The 24,248-nt window shown below is 46.9% G+C and carries 22 protein-coding genes; 6 read left to right on the top strand and 16 right to left on the bottom strand.

The features are described from left to right. Window positions 1-6: 6 nt before the first annotated feature. On the top strand, window positions 7-423 hold the full coding sequence (locus tag K6Y31_RS09480; RefSeq protein WP_233052549.1) for a hypothetical protein: 417 nt from the start codon (window positions 7-9) through the stop codon (window positions 421-423). Continuing rightward, complete coding sequence (locus tag K6Y31_RS09475) at window positions 416-1,336, top strand: tetratricopeptide repeat protein (protein ID WP_233052548.1); 921 nt, start codon at window positions 416-418, stop codon at window positions 1,334-1,336. Before K6Y31_RS09480 ends, K6Y31_RS09475 begins: the two co-directional genes overlap by 8 nt. 97 nt (window positions 1,337-1,433) lie before the next feature. On the opposite strand, the gene K6Y31_RS09470 is transcribed toward K6Y31_RS09475, so the two are convergent. Next, complete coding sequence (locus tag K6Y31_RS09470; protein ID WP_233052547.1) at window positions 1,434-2,696, bottom strand: prolyl oligopeptidase family serine peptidase; 1,263 nt, start codon at window positions 2,694-2,696, stop codon at window positions 1,434-1,436. A gap of 142 nt (window positions 2,697-2,838) precedes the next feature. Here K6Y31_RS09470 and K6Y31_RS09465 point away from each other — a divergent pair, with 142 nt between their 5' ends. Continuing rightward, window positions 2,839-3,498, top strand: coding sequence for a hypothetical protein (locus K6Y31_RS09465; protein ID WP_233052546.1), 660 nt, complete (start codon window positions 2,839-2,841; stop codon window positions 3,496-3,498). A 23-nt stretch (window positions 3,499-3,521) separates the two neighbouring features. Here the strand turns inward: K6Y31_RS09465 and K6Y31_RS09460 are convergent, their stop codons facing one another. From K6Y31_RS09460 to K6Y31_RS09430, 7 genes are all read right to left on the bottom strand, one after another. Beyond that, window positions 3,522-4,727 carry a tetratricopeptide repeat protein gene (locus K6Y31_RS09460; RefSeq protein WP_233052545.1) on the bottom strand — a complete coding sequence of 402 codons (1,206 nt, stop codon included), beginning with the start codon at window positions 4,725-4,727 and terminating at the stop codon, window positions 3,522-3,524. Between the two features lie 161 nt (window positions 4,728-4,888). Then, a complete protein-coding gene (locus K6Y31_RS09455) occupies window positions 4,889-5,548 on the bottom strand; it encodes an energy transducer TonB (protein ID WP_233052544.1) in 660 nt (219 codons plus the stop codon). After that, window positions 5,549-5,950, bottom strand: a complete 402-nt coding sequence (locus K6Y31_RS09450; RefSeq protein ID WP_233052543.1) for an ExbD/TolR family protein — start codon at window positions 5,948-5,950, stop codon at window positions 5,549-5,551. Window positions 5,951-5,953: 3 nt separating this feature from the next. Continuing rightward, a complete protein-coding gene (locus K6Y31_RS09445; RefSeq protein WP_233052542.1) occupies window positions 5,954-6,484 on the bottom strand; it encodes a MotA/TolQ/ExbB proton channel family protein in 531 nt (176 codons plus the stop codon). A 1-nt stretch (window position 6,485) separates the two neighbouring features. Next, window positions 6,486-7,874 (bottom strand): MotA/TolQ/ExbB proton channel family protein, encoded by a 1,389-nt coding sequence (locus K6Y31_RS09440; protein WP_233052541.1) that lies wholly within the window; start codon window positions 7,872-7,874, stop codon window positions 6,486-6,488. Then, window positions 7,871-8,698, bottom strand: a complete 828-nt coding sequence (locus K6Y31_RS09435; RefSeq protein WP_232801488.1) for a DUF3450 domain-containing protein — start codon at window positions 8,696-8,698, stop codon at window positions 7,871-7,873. Before K6Y31_RS09435 ends, K6Y31_RS09440 begins: the two co-directional genes overlap by 4 nt. A gap of 125 nt (window positions 8,699-8,823) precedes the next feature. Continuing rightward, a complete protein-coding gene (locus tag K6Y31_RS09430) occupies window positions 8,824-13,272 on the bottom strand; it encodes a DUF2339 domain-containing protein (protein WP_233052540.1) in 4,449 nt (1,482 codons plus the stop codon). A gap of 348 nt (window positions 13,273-13,620) precedes the next feature. Between K6Y31_RS09430 and K6Y31_RS09425 the strand changes: the two genes are divergently transcribed. From K6Y31_RS09425 to K6Y31_RS09415, 3 genes are all read left to right on the top strand, one after another. Continuing rightward, window positions 13,621-15,168, top strand: a complete 1,548-nt coding sequence (locus K6Y31_RS09425) for an FAD-dependent oxidoreductase (protein ID WP_233052539.1) — start codon at window positions 13,621-13,623, stop codon at window positions 15,166-15,168. A gap of 153 nt (window positions 15,169-15,321) precedes the next feature. Further along, window positions 15,322-15,804, top strand: a complete 483-nt coding sequence (locus K6Y31_RS09420; RefSeq protein WP_233052538.1) for a C40 family peptidase — start codon at window positions 15,322-15,324, stop codon at window positions 15,802-15,804. Between the two features lie 86 nt (window positions 15,805-15,890). Next, a complete protein-coding gene (locus K6Y31_RS09415) occupies window positions 15,891-16,775 on the top strand; it encodes a DMT family transporter (RefSeq protein ID WP_233052682.1) in 885 nt (294 codons plus the stop codon). Between the two features lie 307 nt (window positions 16,776-17,082). Here the strand turns inward: K6Y31_RS09415 and K6Y31_RS09410 are convergent, their stop codons facing one another. From K6Y31_RS09410 to K6Y31_RS09375, 8 genes are all read right to left on the bottom strand, one after another. After that, window positions 17,083-17,937, bottom strand: a complete 855-nt coding sequence (locus K6Y31_RS09410; protein ID WP_233052537.1) for a tagatose bisphosphate family class II aldolase — start codon at window positions 17,935-17,937, stop codon at window positions 17,083-17,085. After that, complete coding sequence (gene nagA, locus K6Y31_RS09405) at window positions 17,928-19,121, bottom strand: N-acetylglucosamine-6-phosphate deacetylase (RefSeq protein ID WP_233052536.1); 1,194 nt, start codon at window positions 19,119-19,121, stop codon at window positions 17,928-17,930. Before nagA ends, K6Y31_RS09410 begins: the two co-directional genes overlap by 10 nt. After that, window positions 19,111-19,551, bottom strand: coding sequence for a PTS galactosamine/N-acetylgalactosamine transporter subunit IIA (agaF, locus tag K6Y31_RS09400; protein ID WP_233052535.1), 441 nt, complete (start codon window positions 19,549-19,551; stop codon window positions 19,111-19,113). Before agaF ends, nagA begins: the two co-directional genes overlap by 11 nt. Window positions 19,552-19,617: 66 nt before the next feature. Next, window positions 19,618-20,502, bottom strand: coding sequence for a PTS N-acetylgalactosamine transporter subunit IID (gene agaE / locus K6Y31_RS09395; RefSeq protein WP_233052534.1), 885 nt, complete (start codon window positions 20,500-20,502; stop codon window positions 19,618-19,620). Then, window positions 20,492-21,271, bottom strand: a complete 780-nt coding sequence (gene agaW, locus K6Y31_RS09390) for a PTS N-acetylgalactosamine transporter subunit IIC (RefSeq protein WP_233052533.1) — start codon at window positions 21,269-21,271, stop codon at window positions 20,492-20,494. Before agaW ends, agaE begins: the two co-directional genes overlap by 11 nt. Window positions 21,272-21,285: 14 nt before the next feature. Then, window positions 21,286-21,759, bottom strand: a complete 474-nt coding sequence (agaV, locus tag K6Y31_RS09385; RefSeq protein ID WP_233052532.1) for a PTS N-acetylgalactosamine transporter subunit IIB — start codon at window positions 21,757-21,759, stop codon at window positions 21,286-21,288. Between the two features lie 12 nt (window positions 21,760-21,771). Then, entirely contained in the window at window positions 21,772-22,938 is a 1,167-nt protein-coding gene (locus tag K6Y31_RS09380) for an SIS domain-containing protein (protein WP_233052531.1), read from the bottom strand. Then, complete coding sequence (locus K6Y31_RS09375; RefSeq protein ID WP_233052530.1) at window positions 22,938-24,245, bottom strand: D-tagatose-bisphosphate aldolase, class II, non-catalytic subunit; 1,308 nt, start codon at window positions 24,243-24,245, stop codon at window positions 22,938-22,940. The genes K6Y31_RS09380 and K6Y31_RS09375 overlap by 1 nt, the downstream gene beginning before the upstream one ends. Window positions 24,246-24,248 lie beyond the last annotated feature (3 nt).

Genomic DNA, 24,248 nt, shown 5'->3' with positions numbered 1-24,248 from the left:
CAGATTATGGAAAGCTATAACATTATTGATGAACCTAAACCTAGTTGGGGTTCAACCTTTGTACTTGACCCCATCGCAATCCTTTTCCTATGCATTTTTATTCCCGTACTTTGGTCACCACCTTTAGCTGCAACGTATTGGTTCCCCTTGGTTTGGATGGTTGCAAATGGAATTTTCATGGGCAGCCCAACCATTAAAAAGGAGCTGCTGATCGCCGTACTAGGAGGGTTAACCCTATTAGGGCTACTCATTGGTTTTGGAGCCATCGCGAAACAAGATGGAATGGGCGTAATGGTATTTCCATATTTTAGGATCTTGCTCAAAGCGGCATTATTTTTATGCTTATATTACATCGCATTCATCCAATCTGGTCCTTACGCTCTCCATCAATACATCTACACACAGGGGCAGTCAAATGAATGATTACTACTTTGACACCGCGCTTCAAAGCTACAACCAAGGGAGACACGCCCACTCGGTAACGCTTTTAAAACAACTTCTTGGCGAGTCACCTGAGAAAGCTGTTTACCATGGATTATTGGCGGCTAACTTGTTAGCGATGGGCCGTATTCATGCTGCTGACTATGAGTTAAAACTCGCTCTCAACCTTGATCCTACTAATGCATTTTTCCACCTAGTCGCCGCGCGGGTATTCCTGTTTAAAGGGAAAATAACCGCCGCCCTTGAAAGTTGCGATAACTCATTGCAACTTGAACCCAATGACCATAATGCCTTACTGCTTAAAGGGGAGCTTTATGGTCGACTAGAAAAGCGCCGCTTGCAATTATCGGCACTGCAAGCTGCTGCTAACATAGCGCCTGATTCAATCAGCATCATGATTGCTTTTGGGGAATATTTTCTAGACATAGGTGATTATAGATCGGCCAAGGAATACGCAGAAGAAGCCCTTAACAGAGATGCTCAAGACCAAGATGCTAACCTACTAATGGGTGAAATAGCACTCGCATCAGATAATATTGAAGATGCTGACTATCATGCTAAATTTGCCATTATGCAAAACCCAGAAAACCGCCAAGCACTTAATTTGTTTGCGCAAATTAAAATGCGAAAAAGTGCTGTTTTTGGCTTATGGTGGAAACTAAATAATTACTTGAGCAATATGTCTAACCTGTCCACCGGGCTAATATTGATCATTGGTTTTTTAAGCTTTAATTTACTCTCACAGATCGCGCTAGATTTAGGCTATTCGACCGTCAGTTTTTTACTTTCCTTAACGTGGCTTGGGCTGGTGGTTTATTCATGGGTGGCGATCCCCTACTACCATAAGATGCTGAGAAGAGAACTTGAAAAGTTTCAGTTCAATCCTGATTACTAAACTAGGATAAGCCCAAGGGAGTAGAGAGGATATCCTCTCTACTCCCTTGGGCGCTAACTGCTGTTTAACCAGAAACTAGAGCACGGTTGTCTAAAAATTACTTACTTCCAATGGTCCAGTAGTCGTAATAAAGCTCGTTTTCATCAGCGATTTGCTTAAATGAGTGGCTTAACTCAAATAAAGACTGCAATGCTGTAATATCTATCTGTTTCGACAGGCTTGTCATAAAATAAGTGCTGCCATCTTTGCTTTTTTGTTGGCTGATTTCCGTGACAGACATACCTTGCGCCTTGGCTTGTGCCACAACAGCGACCAACGAGTCTTGATTACGCGCATAAAAATAAGAACGCACTTGCTGCTTATCCTCAAGCTTCAGCCCTTGCGAACGCAGATTGGCAAGAATGCGCAGGTCAGTGGTTTGTTGCACTTGTTGCGCGTATTCCAGATAAGCAGGCTCAAGCTGGGTTTTCATATCAATGGACCAGAAGTTACTATTTCCTGCTGCAATGGCTTTAGCAAAAATGCGGTTAACAGGATGGATTGCCGTAAAATGATTAGCGCCCGTCACCAAGCTGGTTTTAACATTGGTATTAGGCTGCCCTTTTAAGCGCTGTTGAAACTCCTCAATGCTACTCGCTTTGCCAAACTCACCTTCAACGATATAAGTAGGCTTGGTAATATAGGTGAGGAAGTTTTTCGGGCTTCTTAAGTCAATTTCCTTATCATTCCAAACAAAATTGGCACGCTTTTTACCATAATGATTAGCCGTTGGCCCAAGTGAAATAACGCCAGCGAATATATCCGTCGCTTCAGCCACCAACAATGCCAATGTCCCGCCGGTACTGTGCCCACCAAGGTAAACCCGCTCAGGATCAATATAATCTAAACTTCTAAGATACTTACCTGCACTAATTACATCGTTGACTTCACCATAAAACTGCTCGACCACACCAGGATTTCCTTTAACACCACCTCGCAGTGTTGGAAACATCATCACTATGCCATAATCTCGATAAACTCTGGCAGACTGTTCATTGTCCACATCGATCTTGGTCCATAGATAATCACCCGGCGAACTGGTCGGGAAACCGCCCGTTAGCCATATAATCGCTGGCCTTTTTTCATTTTCGGTCAGTTTCGGCTGACTCAGATAAGCTGGCATCTCGCCTAACTCGGTCCGGTATTTAATGATGCTGAAGATGTCTGACGGTGGCCTGGTTATCTCTTCGTCTATCTTTTCTTGTTTGCTCAACACTGTGGTATGACCGGCGCGCTCAACGAGTAAATTATCAGCCCAAACTGAGCTGGTAAAAAGCACCAAAACCACCACAAATAATGGATGTCGCATCTTTTTTTGCATTTTCATCAATTCCATTTAACTCATCGACCGACCATTCCGATCTTAAGTGGGACATTTTAATCAAAAACTGTAAATTAATAGCCAACATCTAATACAACAGCAAACTAACTTTCAATTTAAATACACTATTAGGTAAGTTGTAATGAAACGCTTTATCCCCATTATATTGTTCTTTATTTTTATACAAACTTCTTATGCTAAAGAGTATGCCTACCATGACCCGAGCGCGATTATTGTGTCTTCAGGCAAGCAACATCAGCTTGATATAGCAGCTTTAGATGAAATAATTAACGACCTCTCATACCACGCAAAAAACTATCCGCCAAAATTTGATTCCGAAAATGATAAGCAACGTGCAACTAATGATGTAAAGAAGCTATCTGCTATTTTACAAATTTTACTAAACAGTCCAAAGCCTGAGCCAGCTTTGCTCAAACGTTCGGGTTTAGTTAATAGTATTGGTCACAATTTAGACATATCAGGAGCTGCAAAACTGGCAGATAAAGACTTTAGTAAGCTACTTGCTTTAGAGCCAAATAACGCCGAGGGTCATTACTTGTATGGAATATTTTTAGCTGGCGCCAAACAAGCGACTAAGGCTCTACCTCATTTAAAAAAAGCTGTAGCACTTGGCTACACTGATGCGTATTTTTCTCTTGGCATGGTCTACCTAACACAGGGAAACATAAAGCAAGCATTGACTAATCTTAAGACGTATAAGGATCATCGGCCCGATGACAAAAATACAGATAAAATTATCACTGCTATAGAAGAAGGAAAGTTTAAAATTAACGCCAATTAAGCCTAGAGAGCCCAGCAAATCAGCTACAACACTCGCCCTTGCCCACTCTCTATATTGGTTTCTAGCTTGGCGGCTAGTTTCGTTTCTAGCATCGCTACCCAGCTGGCGCCTTGCTTGGCGGTGGCTTGTTGTTGTTGAGCTTTTTGTGCAAATTTCAGCGCTTTTTGATATTGATTTAACTCGTACCAAGCTTGGGTTTTCGCTAGCGCTACCTTACCGGCCACGCCGTTGGTTGGCATGGTTTCAAGCACACTAAGCGCCAGCTTAGGTTGCTGTAACAAACTGTATAACGCCACCTGTTGTAAATAATGTTCAGGCGAGCCCGTCAGCTTAGCAACTTGTCCCCATACTGTAGCAGCACGTTGATATTCACGTGCTAGTTGCCAATAACCAGCCAACTCTTTGAGGGTACTGGTGTTATAGGGCAAAGTTTGGTTTTTTAATTGGCTGGCAAATAAATCAGCGGCTTGATAGGGCAAACCGGCATTGGCGCGCAAGCGAGCCAAGTTTTTTAACTCTGCCGCTGAGCTCAACATGCCAGCTTGATAGGCTATTTCTAAGGTGCTTAAAGCGCGTTTTTTATCACTCATTTGCAAATAAACCGAAGACAGCTGCTGCCACCACTGTTTATTATTGGGCTCGTATTGAGTGAGCTGAGTCAGTATTGTTGCCGCTTTGGCATAATTTTTTTGCTGGTAGTAACCCGTGAGCAACAAGGTGGTGGCAGATTTATTAAACCCTTTGCTGAGCTTAATGGCCCGCTCTGCGGCCTTCACCACACCTTGCCATTGCGCTAATTGATAATGCGCCTGTGCCATATTGAGATACAGCGCCGCATCGCGCTGCGCGCCGGTCACTTGCTGATAATGTTTAAGAGCCGATTTAGCCTTAGCTTGTGATAAATATAAATCCCCCAACATGCGCTGGGTTTGTGATTGCTGATCTTTCGGCAAGGCATTTTCTGCCACCGCTTGTGACAAGCTAGTTATCGCTGCCGCTGGCTGATTGAGCTGCCAATGAAGATTGCCTTGAAAACGTTTAATATAAGCCAGCTCAAAACCCGCCTTGGGCTGAACGGCTTTAATCACCCTTAGCGCTTCGCCGTATTGCTCTTGCTGGTAAAATTGATAAGCCGGTTTAACCTGTTTTGCCAGCGCCGCACTTAAACTTGGCTCACTCGCCAACACGGGAAAGCAAAACAAACCAAGCACAATCATTAACCATTTCATTATGTAACCTCAGTTGTTCTCGAGCTGTTATTAACCAGATTGGGTATGTCTTTACGGCAACATTTCGTTTTCAAGGATGAAAACGCAAAGCGTATTGGGACATATTCACAGCGTTTTTGTGGTGAAGACATACTCGTTCACTTATCCAGAATTCGCGTTGTTTAAGACTCTAACTTAAATTCAAAACGCTGCTGTTGCTGCGTTTGTATTTGGGCTTTACCGTCGACCATTAGCGGCTTGAACTTCCAACGCCGCATTGCTTTCTTCACTTCTCTTTCAAAAGTACGCTTGGGTACGGCTTCAATTATGCGCACATTAATAGCTTTACCTTCTGCGCTGATATCGTAAGCCACCACTACATAACCCTGCTTTTGTCGACGCTTTGCCTTAGCAGGATAGATAGGCTCAACGCGATGCAAAGGCACTGCCATGGCATCACCATTACCTGCAACGGCTGGAGCTGCAACGGGCGCGCTGACCGATTCCGCCATCACACTCGGCATATTAATCGCCATTGCGCTCACGCTGCTGGATAAACTTAATGCAGGAGCGGTTAGCTTAGCCGCCACCGGATTAGGCGTCGACGGTTTCAGTTGCTGTACTGGCACTTTCGGTGTTAATGGTTTTACCTCTGGTGGCGTCGGTTTTTGCCGCCTTTTGCGCTCGCTTTGTTCTTGCGTATCACTCATCACCAAATCGAGGTAAGGCGTGTCTTGCGATTTTGGCAAGCGGCCAAGATCTTTGTGGATCAACCCCGCCATAAACACAAACAAGGCAAAAGCCATGATAGGCGCGCCAATCAGCGCTAACACAAAACGCATTTAAGGCTGCTCCGCCGCAACGGAAATTTGTTTGATACCAGCCGATTTCGCGGCATCCATCACCTTTACCACCACGCCATGGCGCGCCATTTGATCGGCTTGGATCACTAGCCCCACTTCACCGCGCTCGGCAATGATCCGCTCCAGCACTGAATGTACCTTTTGCACATCCAGTTGTTTTCTGTCTAAGTAGATCTCGCCATTTTCTTTGACCGCAATAAACACGCCAGCATTTTTTTGCTCACTGGCCGAAGCCGCTTTCGGGCGATTCACTTCCACGCCAGACTCACGCACAAAAGAGGTGGTAACAATAAAGAAGATCAGCATGATAAACACCACATCTAACATCGGCGTCATGTCTATTTGCGCATCTTCTTCCGGTCTAATTCGTCTTCTTCTCATAACCTACTCGTTCACCGTGGCCAGCTGCTGTGAAAACTGACTTAATAACACTTTTGTACGCCGCTCTAGACGTGAGTACACTAATAATCCTGATAACGCGCATACCAAGCCGGCTAAGGTCGGAATGGTTGCCATGGAAATGCCTGAAGCCAGTAACTTAGGATTACCGGTGCCATGAACAGCCACTACATCAAATACTTGGATCATGCCGGATACGGTTCCTAATAATCCTAACAACGGACAGATTTTGATGAGAGCAGATAGCAACGGCAAATGCCGCGTCAGTGCTAACTCAGCTTGTCCAAGTAACGACTGGCGAATATGCACCGCCTGCCAAGATTGCCATTCGCTGCGCTGTTGCCAACGCCCTAATAAGCCTTGCTGCTCAGCTTTAAAGCTCAGCCATAAATAATAAGCCCGCTCTAACATCAAGCCCCACAGCAACACTAACACGCCAGCAATGGCATACATCACCACACCACCAGCGCGCATTAGCGCTGCTACAAGGTCGATAGAGTTTACTACCTCATTCACCTTAGCTAGCCTGCAACTGCGGCGCTTTCGCCATGGCTTTAACCGCAGAGCTGGCATCCGCCGCTTGCGCTTGTAACTCTGCTTGCTCGGCAATTAAGCCGATGCTTTGCTGCTCTAATAAGATAATCAAACGGTTAGCACGGCCATGTAGCACGCTGTGGATCAGTAATAACGGCAAGGCTGCCACTAACCCCATCACGGTGGTGATCAGTGCCATCGAAATACCGCCCGCCATCAACTTAGGATCGCTGGTGCCAAACACGGTAATCGACTGGAAAGTGCCTATCATCCCCGTGACCGTACCCAATAAGCCCATCATCGGCGCCATGGCGGCAAGAATTTTTAAAATGCTGTTGCCACGCTCTAACGCAGGCACTTCACGTAGTACCGCTTCATCAAGCTTAAGCTCCAGCACTTCAGTTGAGCGATGCTGATAAGCTTGATATACCGCCATAATACGGCCTAATGGATTGTTGCTATTGGCTTTAGTGGTTTTCATTTGGCGATGAATTTGCAGCGACACGCGACTTAATCGTACCAGTCGTACCAGCGCTATCATTAAACCCAGCACTAACACCGCCAAAATGCAGTAACCAATCACCCCACCTTGAGTAATGCGCTCTGAGATAGTGGGCGTTCGCGCTAACATGGTCAACAAATCGCCCTTTGCCGGATCGAAATAGAAGCCTTGCACCGATGGGGAATTAACTTGCCAATCTGCCAAGGTATTCGCCACGTCACCGCCAACGGGTTTGGTTAAATGCTGCAACACGCCTGTTTGCTCATCACGAACTAAATAGGCGCCCTGACTCACCAAGTTAAAACTGCCTAAACGCACCACCGTTTGCTGTTGCGTGATGCCGGATGGGTCAGCCACCGCTGCTTCGAATTTCACCACCTTGGCAGACTCGGTCATGTCTTGTTGCAACACAAACCAAAGCTGCTCTAGCTCCGTAAGAGAAGGCAGTGCTTTACGTTGTGATAACTCCGCCACAAAAGTTTGCCTCTCAGGAAACTGAGTAGAAATAATGGAGCGAGAAAAATCGCTAGCAAATTCACCGGTCATCTGGCGCACCACACCAAACACTTCACCGAGATTGTCCGTTGCCAAACTTAAGTCTTGCTCTAATTGCGCGAGTTGCTGCTCTTGCTGATCAAACTGCGCGTTAAGTTGGTCCGCCTTGCCTTTAACTTGATCAAACCTTGCTTGCGCCTGTGCTAACTCGTTGCGCCAATGAGCTAAATCCCCTTTAAAATCGGACTCGCGCTGGCTGTTAGTTTGCTGGTTTTTCGCTTGTTGCTGTTTAACTTGCTGTAATAAATCATCAAGTTGATTAGCACTAGCCAGCGAACTGAGCAGTAGTGAAAAGGTTAAGAAGATATATTTCATTGTGATACCTCCGCGATCAACGGCAGTTTAATCAAGTTAGGTATCTCGGTTTTTTTGGCGATGGCGATGGCTTGTTTGACATCTTGGGCGTAGGCGTTATCGACACTTAGCCATTGTTGCTGATTTCGATCCCAGGACCACACGGCTTTGCCATCAAGGGATAAGGCAACAAACGCGACACGGCCAAGGTAGAAATACTGCACCGTGCGGGTGGTGCCATCTAAGGCTAACTCGCCTTGGTATTCGCCCATTTTACTGCCATATTCCGCTTCAATTTGGTAGGCAGTTAAAATGCGACGGTATTTTTCTGCTTCAGAAATATCAGCCTTGTTCATCATTTGTTGCAGCTGACTGATGCGCTGCTGGCGCTCATCCAGCAAAAACGGGGCATCCAACGCCACAAACTGTGCAAGGTTATCCAGCATTTTTACCATTAACGGCACTAACCCTTGGCGCGTTTCTTTAACATCAATAATTTGCTGCTGGTATGAAGCCACTTCGCTGGCTTGATCTTGCACCAACTCAGTCAAGTAAACATTGTATTGCTCAAGTTGTTCGGCCTCGGCTTGCAGCTGCTTTACCTTTTGAATAATCGCAAGTTTATTATCATCAAGCTGATCGATAGTGTGCTGAGATTGACGAGCTTGCTGCTGGTCGTTGAGGGCTTGTTGTTGAACTTGAGTCACACTTGCGGCCAGTGCAGCTGTCGAAAACAAGCTAGCACTACTGACCACCAGCAACGCAGAAAGAAAACGATTGGGGAACAAAACAACCTCTACCAGCAAAATGGATGATAACAATTCGCGTATGATAATTAATATCATTTAATTATTCAATGACAATTTGCCGCAGCTGATTCTAACAAAAAACATGGCTAAAAAATAAACAAAAAAGCCGCAATAGCGGCTTCTCTGAACAAGGTCGATTGCCAAGTCACTTCAAACTACGATTAGCTTTCGACCTCCGACAACGACTCAGCGCTAGACTTATCAGCTAACTGCTTATTCTTCTGCTTGAGGTAAAAATAAGAGACTAACAACAGGACACCGCCAATCGCCATAAAGGCCACCACTTTTTGTACCAAGGCGAACCCAGCCATGTCCCAGAAGATCACCTTGATGAAAACAAAGGCAAACAGCGCACTGGCCAGTTTAATTAAGCGCTGCCGTTGTGGATGTAAGCTCAACATCATCAACCAACAGCCATGTACCACAAGGGCAACCGAGCTAAATGGCGCAAATACTTCTGTGCCAAAGCCGTAACCCGTTAGTAGGTAGCTCGCAATAAAAAGCCCATGCCAAAGTAATAACCAACTCAAATAACGTGGTCTCAGCAAACGTTTGAATGGCGTATAAAATAGCAACCAGCCCAACCCTAACAAGCCCAGTACATCAAAGGCCGCATAGCTTAATAAATTATCTCTCACACCAAACAAGGCGAATGCTTGTAAGCCGATCAACAACGCCATTGCCGCGACAATAACAGCAAGAGCCAAACGCCAACTGCCCCGGATGGTAGCGTGTAAAGGCCAACGACTTAAATCAAGCACAAGACAACTCGCAGCCACTAATACCGCAAGCGCCATCCAATGGCTAAAATAGTAAGTCAGCGCTAATCCTGCTAGCGCCATATAATAAGGCTTTAATGGATAAACTATCGCTAGCGGCTTGAACCGCCGCAGGTAACACTGTCGACTAGAGTAGCAATAGCTGTAAACAATTACCGCTGCCAGTCCAATAGCTAATCCCAGCACACCATTAAAGTGCCCCATAAAGACTAAAGAAAAATTAAACGCACTCGCAATCAATGCCAGCAACATGCCTAAGCTACGTAATAATAGGTGACGGATTGGTAGGTGCAGCAAAAAGGCAAATAACGCACAACCCCATAAGCTAAGCCAAAGCACATCTGGCACTTTGGTTGCCACATACACACTAATGGCAACCAATAACGCGAAGTAATAAGGCACGCTTTTTCTTAACAAGGTGAGTGGTTGATGCGCAAACAACCAACCGCGCCAATGGGTCAATCTTGCTCGTAAGGCGCTAAACACCAGCGCACTCAAGCCAAGTGCCCACCAGCCATTAGCGTTACCGTCAAACAAACTCATCACCATGGCAATGTTTGCGAGCCAAACCAGTCCAATTAGCTGGTAACGAAACAGCACATGTCGCATCGGCCAGTGTAGTAATAAGGCCAATGCTGCCCCGGCCCAAAAGATCAAGGCAGACCATTGCGGCAGCGTCACGCCCCACACCATTAAAATAACCACTAACAATGCAAAATAATAAACGCTGGCCAAACGCGCCCGATGAAACGGTGGGTAGCGCTTTAACCATAAACGCAACGGCCGTTGATAATAGCGCAGTGTAGTAAACAGTAAGCTAGCCATCACTAACCCTGCTGCGCCTTGCCATTGGTGTGCCCACAAACTCAGTGACGCACTGAGTAAACCAATCGCGATAAATCCCAAAGCAACACGGCGCAGCAACAACTCACGCAACCAAGCATGCAGCGCTAAGGTGATAAACACCGCGATCCAGCTAGATATCGCAATATATTCAGGCCACTGACAAACATAATAAAATGCTGCAGCGAGCACTAAGGTAAAATAGTAAGGGGGCACAATATTGAGCGGTTTAAGTGGCGCGAGCACACGTAATCTTGCGCGGCATTGCCCTATATTTTGCACAATCGCAACACAGACTAATGCGCCAATCAACAAGCCTGCCCAACCTTGCCATAAGTCGAACGCAATCCCTTGAGCCAGCGAGAGCAACACGGCCAGCGCCAAGAGTAAGACAGCTTCAATGCGCAACGCTTTAGCTTTGCGCCAATAATCTAACGTTAATGCCAGCGCAGCACTCGCCCATGCCGCCAAGGCAACCCATTCGAGCGCCACCTTGCCCACTTTAATGGTGATGTAAGCAGGTATAGCCAGATAAACAATTAAGTTTACCCCTCGCGCAATAGGCAATAACGCTGAGCTTGGCAAATAGCGACAATACACCCGATAGGTTAACCACATTAAGGTAAACAAACTGATGCGCGCGAGCTGGCCCAGTAAATCTTGCTCGATAAAACGCCAACTCCCTACTTGCTGCACACTCAATAGCACTTGTATCAACAGTGGCAGATACGCCAGCCAAGACAAAGTTTCTGTAACAGGCAATACTTGACGTGTGGTGCGCCAAAGCAATAAAGGAATGACTAATGCCGAGGCCACCATCAAATAAGAAGGCTGCCAAATATAACAACTGAAATAAACAAACAGCGCCAGTAGTAATGACAACAGCTCTGCCATTCCCCAAGTAACACCTCGCTCACCTTGGCTGATATCTAACGTATTGGCTCTGTCATAAAATCGAAGCAACCGCTCACATCCGCGAACAATCGCCAATGTAAAAGCAAAGTTCAGCCAAGGTGCCATCACGGCAAAGGAACCTATCATAAATATTGGCGCGGCCTCATCGTTGGACGTCAGCAGTAAACTGACGCAACCATAAGCCGTACTTAGCAAACCTATGAACAGCAGCACATAAGCTTCACTACGTACGACCCCATAACGATGACGTAACCCCAGCCACAGCAATAAAGCGCCTTCAAGGGACCAAATAATGCCTTGAAACTCATGAGAAACCAGAATTAACGCAGCAAAACCCGCCAGCACGCCCGCAAACGCCAGACAAATATGCTTAACCTCGTCAAGCTTGCGCCAGTAACCAAATAGGCCAAGAAATAGCACACTATTTAGGGCCAGTAATTGCCCACTCCAGCTATCCACTTGCAGCATAGCTAGAATAAAAAAGGCCAACTGCGCCATCGGTAAACCGAGCAAATGCTGATCAACTCTCAGTTGGCGTAGCTTGGCAATCCCCGTTAAGGCGTACAGTAAAAACAACAAGTTGAGACACAACAAGGCTAATAAACTTTGCCAGTTGTCAAGTTGCGCATGAAAGTCCACGAACAGAATAAAGGCTTCGGCGCTGGCGATATGTGTCATGCTGGCCAAGGTTAATAAGCCATGCCAACGCAGTTGCTGACAAACCCGCCAAGCGAATATGGCCTGCAATAAAATATAGGGTAAATACAAGGCTGGATAGTGCTGCTCAACGCCAAACACTAACGGCGAAAACGCGCCGCCAAGCAAAGCAATAACAGCAACGACTTTAGTCTCCAATTTTTGCGCTAAGCCATAACCCGCTAACGTAACAACGGCCAACCAAATAAGCGCCGTGAACGGACTAATCAGCCCAAGATAAGGCCCTGCAAAATAGGCGCACAGATAATTAAGAATAATAGCCAAACCGACGAGTCCAGAGCCATATTCAGACATATCTGGCTTTTTCTTATAAACCCATAAGCCTGCAGCAAGAATAGAATTGGCAAACAGCACCGCTACTGCGATACGCATGCCATCGCTAAATACATTATTCCATGAATATTGCAGCAAGTAGCCGAACCCTAAGGTTAACGCGGCAATGCCTGCCAAGGTCATTAGAAACACCGGGCCTAGGCCGCGCTGCTGATAATGCGCATAAAAACTTTTTAGCTGTCGCGATACTTTCGCAATCGGCCCCAATAGCGAGCCAAGCCATTCATGACTGGCTTGCTCCATGGCATTTTTATGCATGCTGCGTGGCAATGATTCCGCAGCTTTAGTGACAGCCTCAGCAGCGTTATCGCTTGCCGCTAACCTAGTGGGCTTTGGAGCAAGTCGGGCTGCTTGCTCTTGGCTGGCTGATTGCTCTGATAAAGTGTGAGGCTGAGCTACAGGCTCTTGGTGAACAGGCGCTTGTCTCACAGGTTTGATAGCGGGCTTTACCGCGCTATCGTTAGGCTCGGTTAGCGATTCTTTGCGAACTGAAGCTGGAATGACTGATTTTGACTCGACATCCGCAGACTTCACCGCGGCGCTACGCTCAACTTGCTCCTTACGCGCAACCAATCGTGCTAATATCGCATCTTGCTCCGCTTGGTCTTGCTCAGCTTGTCTTGCCTGCTCACTGGTATTAACTGAGCTAGTATGACTTGGCTGAGACGCAACCTTAACCTCGGCGCCCTTAGCGGTCATCGCTGCCACTTGTTGCGGCGTAACATGCTCGGTTTCATCATAAGTAGGCAAGTTGCTGCTGCCAATCTCTGATGGCTTGACGCCTGTTGCGTGAGCATTAGTGGCTGGCGTTGATGATAATGGATCAGGAGCCAACTCTTTATGGGCTGAAGACTTATGCGCTGAAGACGCTGCAGAGGAACTCAGCTCAGGGGGCGCTTTTGCCATCTCTGCTTTAATTTTAGTGAGTTCGGTTTCAGCCTGATTGATACGATCAGCTAAATTAATTTGATTGTGCCGCAAGGCTTGCAGCTCGTTTTCTAACGCCGTGATTAAATGCTTCAATGCTTACCTTACTCGGCCAACACTTGCAAAGTTAGGTAATTAACCCAAACTGAGGCTAGTTTAATGGCCGATAGCTCTATCAAGAGAGAATGAATGGCGCATAATAACTATTAAATCAACATTACATCAACACAAAGCGCTTATAATACAGTGTAAAATTTAACCTAAGTCAAAGTTAATCCAATGATTAGTAGGAGCATTCATTTACATCAAGGGCTTTTATCGTGGCAGATGATCCACATAGATCATCATCACGTATTTCAATGTGAGCTGGAGCACAGTAGAATACCCAAGCCTCCAATGCACCGTGACTTATCCAATAGATTATAGGTAAAGAGCATACTCACTATGGCTAATAGCATCGCTGAACAAGACATTAACCAAGCAACCGTAGGTATTATAGGTGCGGGTGTGGCAGGTTCGACTATTGCCCTGCGCTTAGCTGAGCAAGGCATAAAAACCTTACTGATTGAACAAGGTGACGGCCTAGTGAATGGCCCACCAATGTGTCACCTTCATGCCGGTGGCAATTTATATCGTGAAATCAGCGATGAGCAATGTATTAAGTTGCTAAACCAATCCATTAATACCTTGAGAATCTACCCTCATTGCGTCAATCAGCGACCAACGGTCATCGCGGTGCCAACCCAAGACCCAGGTGAGCCAAGTGACCTAATGCCACGACTGCATTTATTGCGCGATGAATATAAACGCATTGTTGCACAAGATCCGCGCAACCAATTACTTGGCGAGCCCGATCAGTATTTCACTTTGTATCAGTTCGAAGACATGCAGCGTTTAGCGCAACTGGCCACACCTGAGTATCCAAGCGCTAACGATGATTGGATGATCCCAATTGCTAAGCAAGTGGACTTGACGCAACTAAAATACCCACTGGTGTTAGTGCAAGAATATGGTTTAAGTTCATTGCGCATTGCCGCGACAGCGACCTTGTCATTAGCTAAATTAGGTCAAGCCCAAGTTTTAACGCAAACTAAAGTGCTATCCGTGAGCCAGCACCAGCAAGGCTGGCAAATCGAAACCCAAGACCAACAAGGGCAACAAACCCATCAAGTTGATTTTTTGGTTAATGCTTGTGGCTTTCGCACTGGGCAAGTGGATGACATGGCGAAATTTAAACGCCAGCGGATTGTTGAATTTAAAGCGGCCTATATAGCCCGCTGGCAAACGCCCAACGCGGTTTGGCCTGAGGTTATATTTCACGGTCAGCGCGGTACACCAAAGGGTATGGCGCAGTTAACACCTTATTGCGATGGCCATTTTCAGCTGCACGGTATGACCAAAAATATCACCTTGTTTAAAGATGGTTTAGTGCAGTCAGATGACACCAGCTCACAACCCAAGTTGCCGAATGCATTGGTAAACAAAATTGTTAATCACTGGCCACAAGATGTACTGGTCTCGCGCACCGAACAAGCAATTGAGCATTTATCTCAGTTTATTCCAAGTTTCAGCCAAGCCGAATTTGGTGGTAAGCCGTTGTTTGGTGCTCAGCAAATCCCTGGCGACGATGCTGACTTACGCGCTGCTGCGGTGTCGTTTGAGCAACATAACTACGCACGAGCAGAAATTGTTAAGGCGTCATCTGCGCTCACTGCTGCGGATCAAATATTGGAAAAACTCGTACAACTTAAACTAGCTAACCTCAAGCTAGAAGGGACACGAGAGACACAGTTTCCAATCACACTGCAATTGGGCATGACTGAAATTACTCAATTGGCGACGGAGCTGGCGGTACACAGAAACTATCCTGCAGCATTGGCACTGCCTTATCACGCCACCTCAAGCAGAGACAAAGCCGCTGTTACACAACAAAAAACATCGGCGAAGCCACTGGTAAGTCGTGCTGAAATTGAAGTCGCCACCGCCAGTTAAACCAGATAAAACGCCAACACGACTGCACTTTTTGCACCAATAATCGGTTTTTTATGAACTTTTTGCTAAAATCGCGGACTCAAAACAGAGTTCGCTTTTTTTGCCTTGCTTTTAGCCGCGAATATTATTCATTTTTTAACGTTTGGATTGTTTATGTCATTTAGTGCATTGAAGAAATTACCACTCATTGTTGCTTTACTCGTTCCTACCAGCTTTGTCCATGCAAGTAGCGATATTATTGACTTTGCTCGCCAGTTTAAAGGCACCGAATATGTTTGGGGCGGCGCAACGCCTTCTGGCTTTGATTGCTCGGGTTACATTAAATACGTTTACAACAAGTTCGATATCAGTATTCCTCGCGTTACCCGTGCTTACCACACCTTATTTGACCGTGAAGTGTCGATAGAAGAAGCGCAAGTAGGCGACTTGATTGTATTTACCGGAACGGATGCCAAAATAAGACAACCCGGCCATGCTGGTATTATCAGCGAAGTTGACGACGGTAAACTGATGTTTTTGCACAGCTCATCATCTAAGAAACACTTTGGCGTTTCCGAAACGAATTATTACAAAAGTGGCTATCCAAAACGATTTTTAAAAATAATTCGCATGGCTGATACCGAATCTGATAGCTGATAAAACCCCTCTATAGCATGATGGAAGCAGCTTTGGCTGCTTTTTTGCGTTATAGCCTGTTACCATATTGACCTTTCCTTATGATCATGGCCAATATGTTACTGAATACTTTCACCCAACTGCCTCTTAGCGTGCGCTTTATGCTGCTTTCTGCACTTGGCTTTTCACTGATGTCGGCCTGTGTGAAGTTGGTGAGCCAATATCACATTCCGGTGTTAGAAATTGTTGCCGCCAGAGCGTTGGTATCAGTGGCATTAAGCTATGGTGATGTGAGACGCAAGAAAATCTCGATTTGGGGTAACAATAAAGGCTGGCTCTTTGCCCGCGGTGGCGTCGGGGCGCTAGCACTAATTTGTGTTTATTATTCCATCACCACCCTGCCACTGGCCGAAGCGACTCTATTACAGTACTTACACCCAGTGTTTACCGCAGTGCTCGCGTTGATATTTTTAAAAGAGCCCATTTTACACTCCACCAAGCTGTGTATCTTATTCAGCTTACTAGGTCTTGGCATTATAATCAGCCCCGGCCTTGGCCTTGATCCTGCCGCAGGCTTACCTTGGTTTAGTATCGGCGTTGCCCTACTTGGCGCTTTTGGTAGCGCTATTGCTTATGTGATAGTACGAAAGCTCAGCCGCTTAGAAGATAGCTCTGTGATCATTTTTTACTTCCCGCTGATTGCCTTGCCGCTATCACTGGTGCTATTGGGCGATGATTTTGTCATTCCGCCACCTGAAGCGTTAGTGTTATTGCTGTTTGTCGGTATTTTTACTCAAGTGGGACAAATTGGCTTAACCAAGGCGATGCAGTCAGAATCGGCCAGTAAAGCGACCGCTTATTCATATATCCAAGTGCTGTTTTCAATGTTGTTAGGTTGGTTTTTGTTCAGCGAACTGCCGTCGATTTGGAGCTGGATTGGCGGTGGCTTTATTATGCTGGGCGCACTGATTAATGTCTGGTGGAAGAAGTAACACCAACTCTAACAGCAATGTTTGCACGGGAAACATACTATTTCGCTTAACCAGAACTCGGGTTAATTTAACCTCAGCTCTGTTTAAGCCTAACGCAGCAAGATAAAGTATGTTTTACAGCAAAATTTCGTTTTCAGGGATGAAAACGCAAAGCTTATAGGGACATATTCACAGCGTTTTTGCAGGAAAGCATACTATTTAGCTTATCCAAGATTCGGGTTAATTTAAATAAAAAGGTGCTGATAATTCAGCACCTTGATTTTATTCAGAAAGGTATAGAGCTAACACACATAGACCAGTAAGCAGTTTATAACTTACCTTCACTACCACACATACGGATCTTATCTATGACCACTTTCTTCATTGCCGCTTTGCCCGGGGTAATATACTTACGTGGGTCATTGGCATCTGGATATTCTGCAAAGTGATGTTTCACCGCATCAGAAAAAGCAATCTTTAGCTCTGTCGCCACATTAACTTTACATACGCCAAGGTCAATACAGCGACGAACCACTTCATCAGGTATCCCTGACGCGCCGTGCAGCACAAGGGGAATATCCACTACAGAATGAATTTTCTCTAGTCGGCCAAAGTCCAATTTAGGTTCAGCCTTGTATAAACCGTGCGCTGTCCCTATCGCTACCGCCAGTGAATCGACACCGGTGCGACGCACAAACTCAGCAGCGGCAGCAGGGTCGGTCATCAAGGCATCTGCGCTGTCGACAATAAGATCATCCTCTTGACCGCCTAAGCGGCCTAGCTCCGCTTCAACACTGGCATCAAAACGATTGCAGTATTGGACCACTGAGCGCACGATGTCGATGTTTTGGTCAAAAGCGTGGTGCGAGCCATCGATCATCACCGAGCGGATCCCGCTTTCCACTTTGTAACGAATATCTTGTAAATCTTCGTGGTGATCAAGATGAAGCACCAAAGGAATAGCATGCTTATGCGCCGCCTCTTTACAGATACTGATAAGGTAATCTGTCCCCGCATAATCATAAGTACCCGGCGTACCAGCAAGGATCACCGGCGACCCCATTTCAGAAGCGGTTTCGACAATGACTTGCACCGTTTCTAAGTTATGCACATTGAAAGCAGGAACTGCGTAGCCGCCTTGAAGTGCGCGTTTAAGCATTTCACGAGAAGAGATTAGATACATAAAGCCTCCTGACTGGGCATTGCAACGGCATCAAATACGAGACGCCCGTTAACCCAAGTTTTTGCAATTGATAGATCGGAATGAATGGCCACCATTGAAGCGCGTTTACCGACTTCTAAAGTGCCCAGTTGATGTTGTAAGCCTAATGATTTGGCTGGCGTCAAAGACGCCATCAGCCACGCTTGCTCAAGCGGCATATCGAGCCAACGTTGAATGTTTTGTACTGCTTGCAGCAAAGTAAGCGTGCTGCCCGCTAAACTGCCGGTGTCGGTCGTGACCACACCTTGTTGCATTTGAACTTGGAATTCACCCAGCGTGTATTGGCCATCTGGCATACCCGTAGCGCACATCGCGTCAGTAATCAGTGTCATGCGCGAGCCACAACAGCGGTGCGCAACATCAATGGCCGCGGGATGCACATGATGGCCATCAGCAATCATTTCGACATAGCTATTGGCATGGGTTAACCCTGCACCCACAACACCGGGATCACGATGATGTAGCCCTCGCATCCCGTTGTAACAGTGCACTATGCCACTGGCGCCGGCATCCAAAGCCGCTTGCACTTGATCATAGCTAGCGTCGGTATGGCCCAGCATCACCTTGATGCCTTGTTGTTTTAAGTGGCGAATAACATCAAGTGCACCGCGCTTCTCTGGCGCCAGTGCCACCGTTACCAATTGGTTGTCACTGTATGAGATCAAACTATCGAGCTCGCTAGTCGACAATTCACGAAACCATTCCGTGGGATGGGCGCCTTTGTTCTTTTCGGTGAAGTAAGGCCCCTCTAAATAGGCGCCGAGAATTTCAGCCCCTATCACGCCACGCTGCTTGCTTTGCGCAACTTGCTGCAAAGCAGCAACTATTTTTGCCTCTGGCGCTGTCACTGTGGTGGCAACAAAGGCAGTCACTCCCAAGCTGGCAAAATAATGGGACATGGTATTAAGGCTGTCATGACTGGCATCCATCACATCACAGCCTTTGGCACCATGAACGTGACTATCAATCATTCCCGGCATCAGGCTCACCGCACCTAAGTCAGTGACCTTTGCATGTTTAGCGCAATCAAACACTTCAATGGCGCTAATCACCCCATCACTATCAAGTGTGAGCACCGCATCATTGAGCCAAGTGTCACCGTGCAGCAAACGCTGGGCACGATAGCGAAAGGGATCAAATACCATCTTCTGCTACCTCGACTTCTTGTGCGTTTTTCAATGCCATTTCAGCGGCGAGTGAAGTAATGCCACGGTGACCGCACGTTAATGCTTGATCACAAAATTCGAGCAAGTTCAGTTCATCACGCTCAAGTAGCATCTCAGCGGTCATTTGCATGTTAGTGCCGGTTACTACTTCAATATCATCACGGCCTTGACTTAACAGCGAGGCGGTACGAAAAGGTGTGCCACCCAATAAATCAGTCAGAAATACAATACCGTCACCCGAATCAATCGCACTGATAGCGTCACGCATTTGCGCTTCTAACTGCGCGGTTGTCGACTCTGCTGGAAAGTCGATATATTTAAACTGAGGTTGCTCACCTATTACCTGATGAACCGCTTTGGCAATACCAGAAGCAAACCCACCATGACCCGATAAAATTACTGCTATCATTTGTCATTCCTTATTGGGGCTAACGCATCAGCCCCATTTCATCGTGTTAAAAACGCGGCTTAAGGTTTATAGAAAACCCATAAAGCGGCCAGCAATACCCAGTGTGACGGTAATACCAATCAGTTTTAGCGGGCTCCAACCACGTTTTACTAAGGCATACATCACCAAGGTGTAAACCAAAGGTAAGAAGGCTGGCATCAGCTTATCGATAACATCAGCTTGCAGTTTCACGACCGCATCACCGGCGGTTATTTCAGCCGTAGTAGATAGACGAACGTAAGTCGCAACCAACGCGCCAATCACTGTCATCCCCACCATCGACGCGGCATGACCGACTTTCTTGGTATTGGCTTTAATGACCGGTATGGCTGCAACCCCCATGCGATAGGCATAGTGAGCAAGACCGAAACGAAGACCAAAGTGCACCACGTTGAATAGCACGAAAAAGAACACCGCCCCCATAATGGAGCCTTGCAAGGCAAGGTCAGCACCAATACCACCACAAATGGGCAGCAAGGTGAGCCAGAACATCGCATCGCCAATCCCGCCCATGGGGGCACCAACGGCTATTTTAGTGCTCTGAATGCTGTTGATATTTTGCTTTGAACGCTCCATCGCCAGCACGATCCCCATGACAAATGTCACCAAGAATGGATGGGTATTGAAAAAGCCCATGTGGCCTTGCATCGCTTTAGCAAGATCTGCCTTATTGGTGTGGATCTTCTTCAGCGCGGGCAGTAAGCCGTAAAGCCAGCCGGAAGCCTGCATCCGCTCGTAGTTAAATGAAGCCTGCAGTAGTAATGAGCGCCATGCCATTTTGTTAATATCCGCCTTGGTGAGCGCGGCGCCAATTTCTTTATTTTCATACTCATCCGCGGCCACACCAGCAGCAGGCTGAACTGCTTTGTCAGTCACGTGTAGGGGTAGATCTTTACTTATATTAGATTCCATCTTCGTAGTCCTCTGCTGATGTTACTGTTGCAGGTGTGGGTTCTGGTTTACGCATAAAGTCGATAATCGCCATTGCCGCTGCAGCAGCTGCGATGGCTAAAATAGGGAGTTGCAGCCAAGCCGCAGCAACAAAACCGAGAATGAAATAAGGAATGTAGACATTCTTCATCATGATCTTCATCAGCACGGCAAAGCCGATTGCTGGCATAATGCCGCCCGCTACACCTAAGCCATCAATAAGCTCTTTGGGTAGCACTTGCACGATCTTTCCGGCGTGCTCTGCGCCAAGGTAAACCGGCAAGAATGCACATAGAAAGTAGAATGCCCCCAGTACAGATAGCGCGATGTAGTTCACGCGTTCAATGCCGTCGCTGTCAGCGGATCGAGCAAACTCATCACACTTAGACATCATTGCCGACATCGCCGAGAAGAGTAACGTGATGCCCATTTGCACCGCCACAGCAAAAGGAACCGCGACCCCTACCGCAACGTTAGGCTCAACTTTAGTGGTAATAGCAAAAGCCGTCCCGACGATAGTGCCGATGATCACATTCGGTGGCTGGGCGCCCGCTAGCGGCGCTAAGCCCATCCAAATCAGCTCTAAGGTCCCCCCCACCAGAATACCGGTTTGCAAATCGCCTAACACCAAACCAACCAGCGGTCCCAATACCACTGGGCGGTGAAAATGGGTTAGACCGTTAAATAAATCCAGTCCAGCGAAGAAGGCTAGGATGCCGAGCATCAGCGCCTGTATGAATCCTATTTCCATAACGAGTATCCTTATTAGATAAGAGTAAAGAGGTCGGTAGCGCTTTCAGTGGGTACACCTTGCAGCGTACATTTCACCCCTAACGCTTTTAGCTGCTCCAATTCCGCAATGTCTTCGGCGTCAACCGAAACGGTTTTGGCTATTTGTTTTTTTCCTTCCACGTAGTGCATGTTGCCAACGTTGATTTGGCTAATGGGTACGCCAGCAGCCACCAGTTGGCGAAAGTCTTTAGGTGAACGACAAACCAACAAAATACGTTGGCGATCTGAGGCTTTATGAATGGTGTCGATGGTCTTTTGCACGGTCCAAAAGCGGATCGCGATGCCATCGGCCAACACCATTTCCATTAAGTTTTGCTGAATGGTGTCTTGGGCAACGTCGTCATTAACAACAATGACAATATTGGCGTCCACAAAACCAACCCATTGCACACCGACTTGGCCGTGGACCAAGCGCTCATCAATGCGACTTAATACGATATTTGGCATGTTCAACTCCTGTTAATTCTTTTTATTATCAAACTGATGAATAACAACACCCTGCACCACGCGATTGACCTCGCCAGTGGGGCATGGGTTATCTGGACCAAAACCAAGCTGCAGTGACTTTTCAAAAGCCAACATTTGGCAAAATAGGATGTAAGGGAAACAGAGCCATGGGTCACCAAGGCCTAATTGGCCCAGCTCAAACACGCCTTCTTGGTTGAGGGGGGCTTCAGTAATGGCGATATGCCCTAAGGTTTGTTGGTCGCCTCGGATCTCATTGAACAAATCTAAGTCGTAACGCCTTGTATAAGGGTCGCTAGAAATGAGCTGGATCACTAACGCTTTATCATTAATGCTAAATTTAGGACCGTGGCGAAAACCAAGTGATGAATCGAAACTGGTCATCACTTTACCCGCGCTCAACTCAAGAGACTTAAGGGAAGCCTCTCGGGCTAACCCAGCAAAGCCACCACTGCCTAATACAATTAGCCGCTCGTAAGGTTGCGCTGCCAGCTGTTTAATAGCTTGTTGCCATTGGTTAATTTTGCCCTCGCACAATGCCGCAGTGGCTGCAATTTGTTCACACCACTGGACCTGAGTTTGCTCACCAAACAAGGTTAATGTGGACATTAACATGCAGCTGAAACTGGACGTCATGGCAAAGCTATTGTCGTTTGAACCTTCCGGCATCAACAGGCAGTAAGCGTTATTAGCCTGTTCAGCGTGACGCGCTAGGGCACCATCACCGTTACAAGTGATGAATAGGTGATGACAATTTGGCACTAGCTGGTCTACCAAGGCCACCGCGGCGACACTTTCTGGACTGTTACCTGAGCGCGCAAATGACACCATTAGCGTGGGTCGGTTAGCATCTAGGTATTGCTCTGGGTTAGAGACAATATCCGTGGTGGGAATAGACTCAACTTGAAAGTTCAGCCCTGCCTGAATAAACGGGGTTGCCGCATCGCCAACAAATGCCGAAGTACCAGCACCAGTTAAGATAATTCGCAGCGCGGGCTGCTCACATAGCGGTTCAAGGAACGCGCTAATCGCGTCATATTGCTGCACCAGAATATCCGCCAGCGCACGCCATAAACGCGGCTGCTGGCTAATTTCTGTTGCGGTATGAATGCCATTACGTTGCTCTAGCCATGACTGTGAATAACCTAAAAACGTGTTCATTAGATAGTCTCCTGACAAATCGCTGCATTGGCATAACAAGCTTGGGAATAGACCTTGGTCACCTCCATGATCTTGTGAATAACTATGTCAGCGGGATCGTTTTGAATTTGGTGTTGCGCAATGGCTTTCGCCTGATTCGGCAAGTACTGGCTAAGTATCGTTACCGGTAGCGGCTTGGCGGCTAGGTGGTTAAATAGTGCTTGTTGCGCCGCCTTTACTTCTGGATGGGTCCAGTAATAGCGAATGCGATCGCTCAAGCTATAGCTACAATCAAGAAACTGCTGATGGCCCTTACTGGAGTAATATGAACGCCAATAGTCAGGCTGTTCATGCATCACCTGCTCTATGGTGTCGCGTAAATGGGACGCATGATGTGAGCCGAGCCATTCTTGCTCGGCGCGATCGAGTCCATATAGGGCTTCACGTAATGCAAAAGTCAGGGCTGGACCTACTTTTAAAATAGCGAAATGATCTTGTATCAGCTGGTGGTAAGCAGGGGCATTCTGGTAATCGGTAGAGTGGGCTTCAAACACTAGGTGTGGTTGACCCTCTATTATTTGGCTCAGTGATTGCGCTTTGTCACTGTTATAGTGATGCACATGATGATGATCAAACTCAACACCAGGTTGCACCACCAAACCAATGACGCGAGGCCAAACATAACCCACACCGACATCACTAAAAGCTTGATGATGAGCATCGAGTGTCGCTAAGGCTTCTTCCGGTTTGGTCACTTCAATGCCCTCGTGCTCCAATGATTCAAGGGCGCCACCTGGGGTGGGAACTTCCGTGCCGATAACATAAAGCGGCGCTTCACCACCCACTTTTTGCCATGCTTGCTCGGCCACTAAACAAAGTTGTGCCGCGCGCGCTGCCATCACAGCCTCACTTAACGGCATGGTGTCATCGGCGCACGACATGGAGCAATCAAGATGGATCTTTTTAAAACCAGCGCAGACGTAGTCATTAATCATTTGCGATGAATATGCCATCGCTTGTTTGGCGGTGAGATTTTGCCAACAGTTAGGACCTAAATGATCACCCCCCAAGATGATGTTTTGCGCAGGGAAATTGAGACGCGCTGCCAAAGCAAACACATGATCAGCAAAATCTTGTGGTGTCATTCCGGTATAACCGCCAAATTGATTGACTTGATTCGAGGTTGCTTCAATTAAAACCAACTGCTGATCGTGAGCGGCTTGCTTAATCGCCGCTTCGAGCACCAATGGGTGCGCAGAGCAAACCGAGTAAATCCCCGTGGCGCGGCCTTGTTTATGTTGCCCTATCAGTGAAAGTAACGTTGTCATAAT

Source organism: Motilimonas cestriensis, assembly GCF_021295315.1.
GTDB lineage: Bacteria > Pseudomonadota > Gammaproteobacteria > Enterobacterales > CBDFNC01 > Motilimonas > Motilimonas cestriensis.
The sequence above is the reverse complement of the archived record's forward strand: the minus strand, read 5'-3'. Positions and strand labels throughout refer to the sequence as shown.

Excerpts from the sequence above, each read along its gene's own strand:
- K6Y31_RS09480 (WP_233052549.1), top strand. The coding sequence starts at position 7 with ATGGAAAGCTATAACATTATTGATGAACCTAAACCTAGTTGGGGTTCA.
- K6Y31_RS09475 (WP_233052548.1), top strand. The coding sequence starts at position 416 with ATGAATGATTACTACTTTGACACCGCGCTTCAAAGCTACAACCAAGGG.
- K6Y31_RS09470 (WP_233052547.1), bottom strand. The coding sequence starts at position 2,696 with ATGCAAAAAAAGATGCGACATCCATTATTTGTGGTGGTTTTGGTGCTT.
- K6Y31_RS09465 (WP_233052546.1), top strand. The coding sequence starts at position 2,839 with ATGAAACGCTTTATCCCCATTATATTGTTCTTTATTTTTATACAAACT.
- K6Y31_RS09460 (WP_233052545.1), bottom strand. The coding sequence starts at position 4,727 with ATGAAATGGTTAATGATTGTGCTTGGTTTGTTTTGCTTTCCCGTGTTG.
- K6Y31_RS09455 (WP_233052544.1), bottom strand. The coding sequence starts at position 5,548 with ATGCGTTTTGTGTTAGCGCTGATTGGCGCGCCTATCATGGCTTTTGCC.
- K6Y31_RS09450 (WP_233052543.1), bottom strand. The coding sequence starts at position 5,950 with ATGAGAAGAAGACGAATTAGACCGGAAGAAGATGCGCAAATAGACATG.
- K6Y31_RS09440 (WP_233052541.1), bottom strand. The coding sequence starts at position 7,874 with ATGAAATATATCTTCTTAACCTTTTCACTACTGCTCAGTTCGCTGGCT.
- K6Y31_RS09435 (WP_232801488.1), bottom strand. The coding sequence starts at position 8,698 with ATGATATTAATTATCATACGCGAATTGTTATCATCCATTTTGCTGGTA.
- K6Y31_RS09425 (WP_233052539.1), top strand. The coding sequence starts at position 13,621 with ATGGCTAATAGCATCGCTGAACAAGACATTAACCAAGCAACCGTAGGT.
- K6Y31_RS09420 (WP_233052538.1), top strand. The coding sequence starts at position 15,322 with ATGTCATTTAGTGCATTGAAGAAATTACCACTCATTGTTGCTTTACTC.
- K6Y31_RS09415 (WP_233052682.1), top strand. The coding sequence starts at position 15,891 with ATGGCCAATATGTTACTGAATACTTTCACCCAACTGCCTCTTAGCGTG.
- K6Y31_RS09410 (WP_233052537.1), bottom strand. The coding sequence starts at position 17,937 with ATGTATCTAATCTCTTCTCGTGAAATGCTTAAACGCGCACTTCAAGGC.
- nagA (WP_233052536.1), bottom strand. The coding sequence starts at position 19,121 with ATGGTATTTGATCCCTTTCGCTATCGTGCCCAGCGTTTGCTGCACGGT.
- agaF (WP_233052535.1), bottom strand. The coding sequence starts at position 19,551 with ATGATAGCAGTAATTTTATCGGGTCATGGTGGGTTTGCTTCTGGTATT.
- agaE (WP_233052534.1), bottom strand. The coding sequence starts at position 20,502 with ATGGAATCTAATATAAGTAAAGATCTACCCCTACACGTGACTGACAAA.
- agaW (WP_233052533.1), bottom strand. The coding sequence starts at position 21,271 with ATGGAAATAGGATTCATACAGGCGCTGATGCTCGGCATCCTAGCCTTC.
- agaV (WP_233052532.1), bottom strand. The coding sequence starts at position 21,759 with ATGCCAAATATCGTATTAAGTCGCATTGATGAGCGCTTGGTCCACGGC.
- K6Y31_RS09380 (WP_233052531.1), bottom strand. The coding sequence starts at position 22,938 with ATGAACACGTTTTTAGGTTATTCACAGTCATGGCTAGAGCAACGTAAT.
- K6Y31_RS09375 (WP_233052530.1), bottom strand. The coding sequence starts at position 24,245 with ATGACAACGTTACTTTCACTGATAGGGCAACATAAACAAGGCCGCGCC.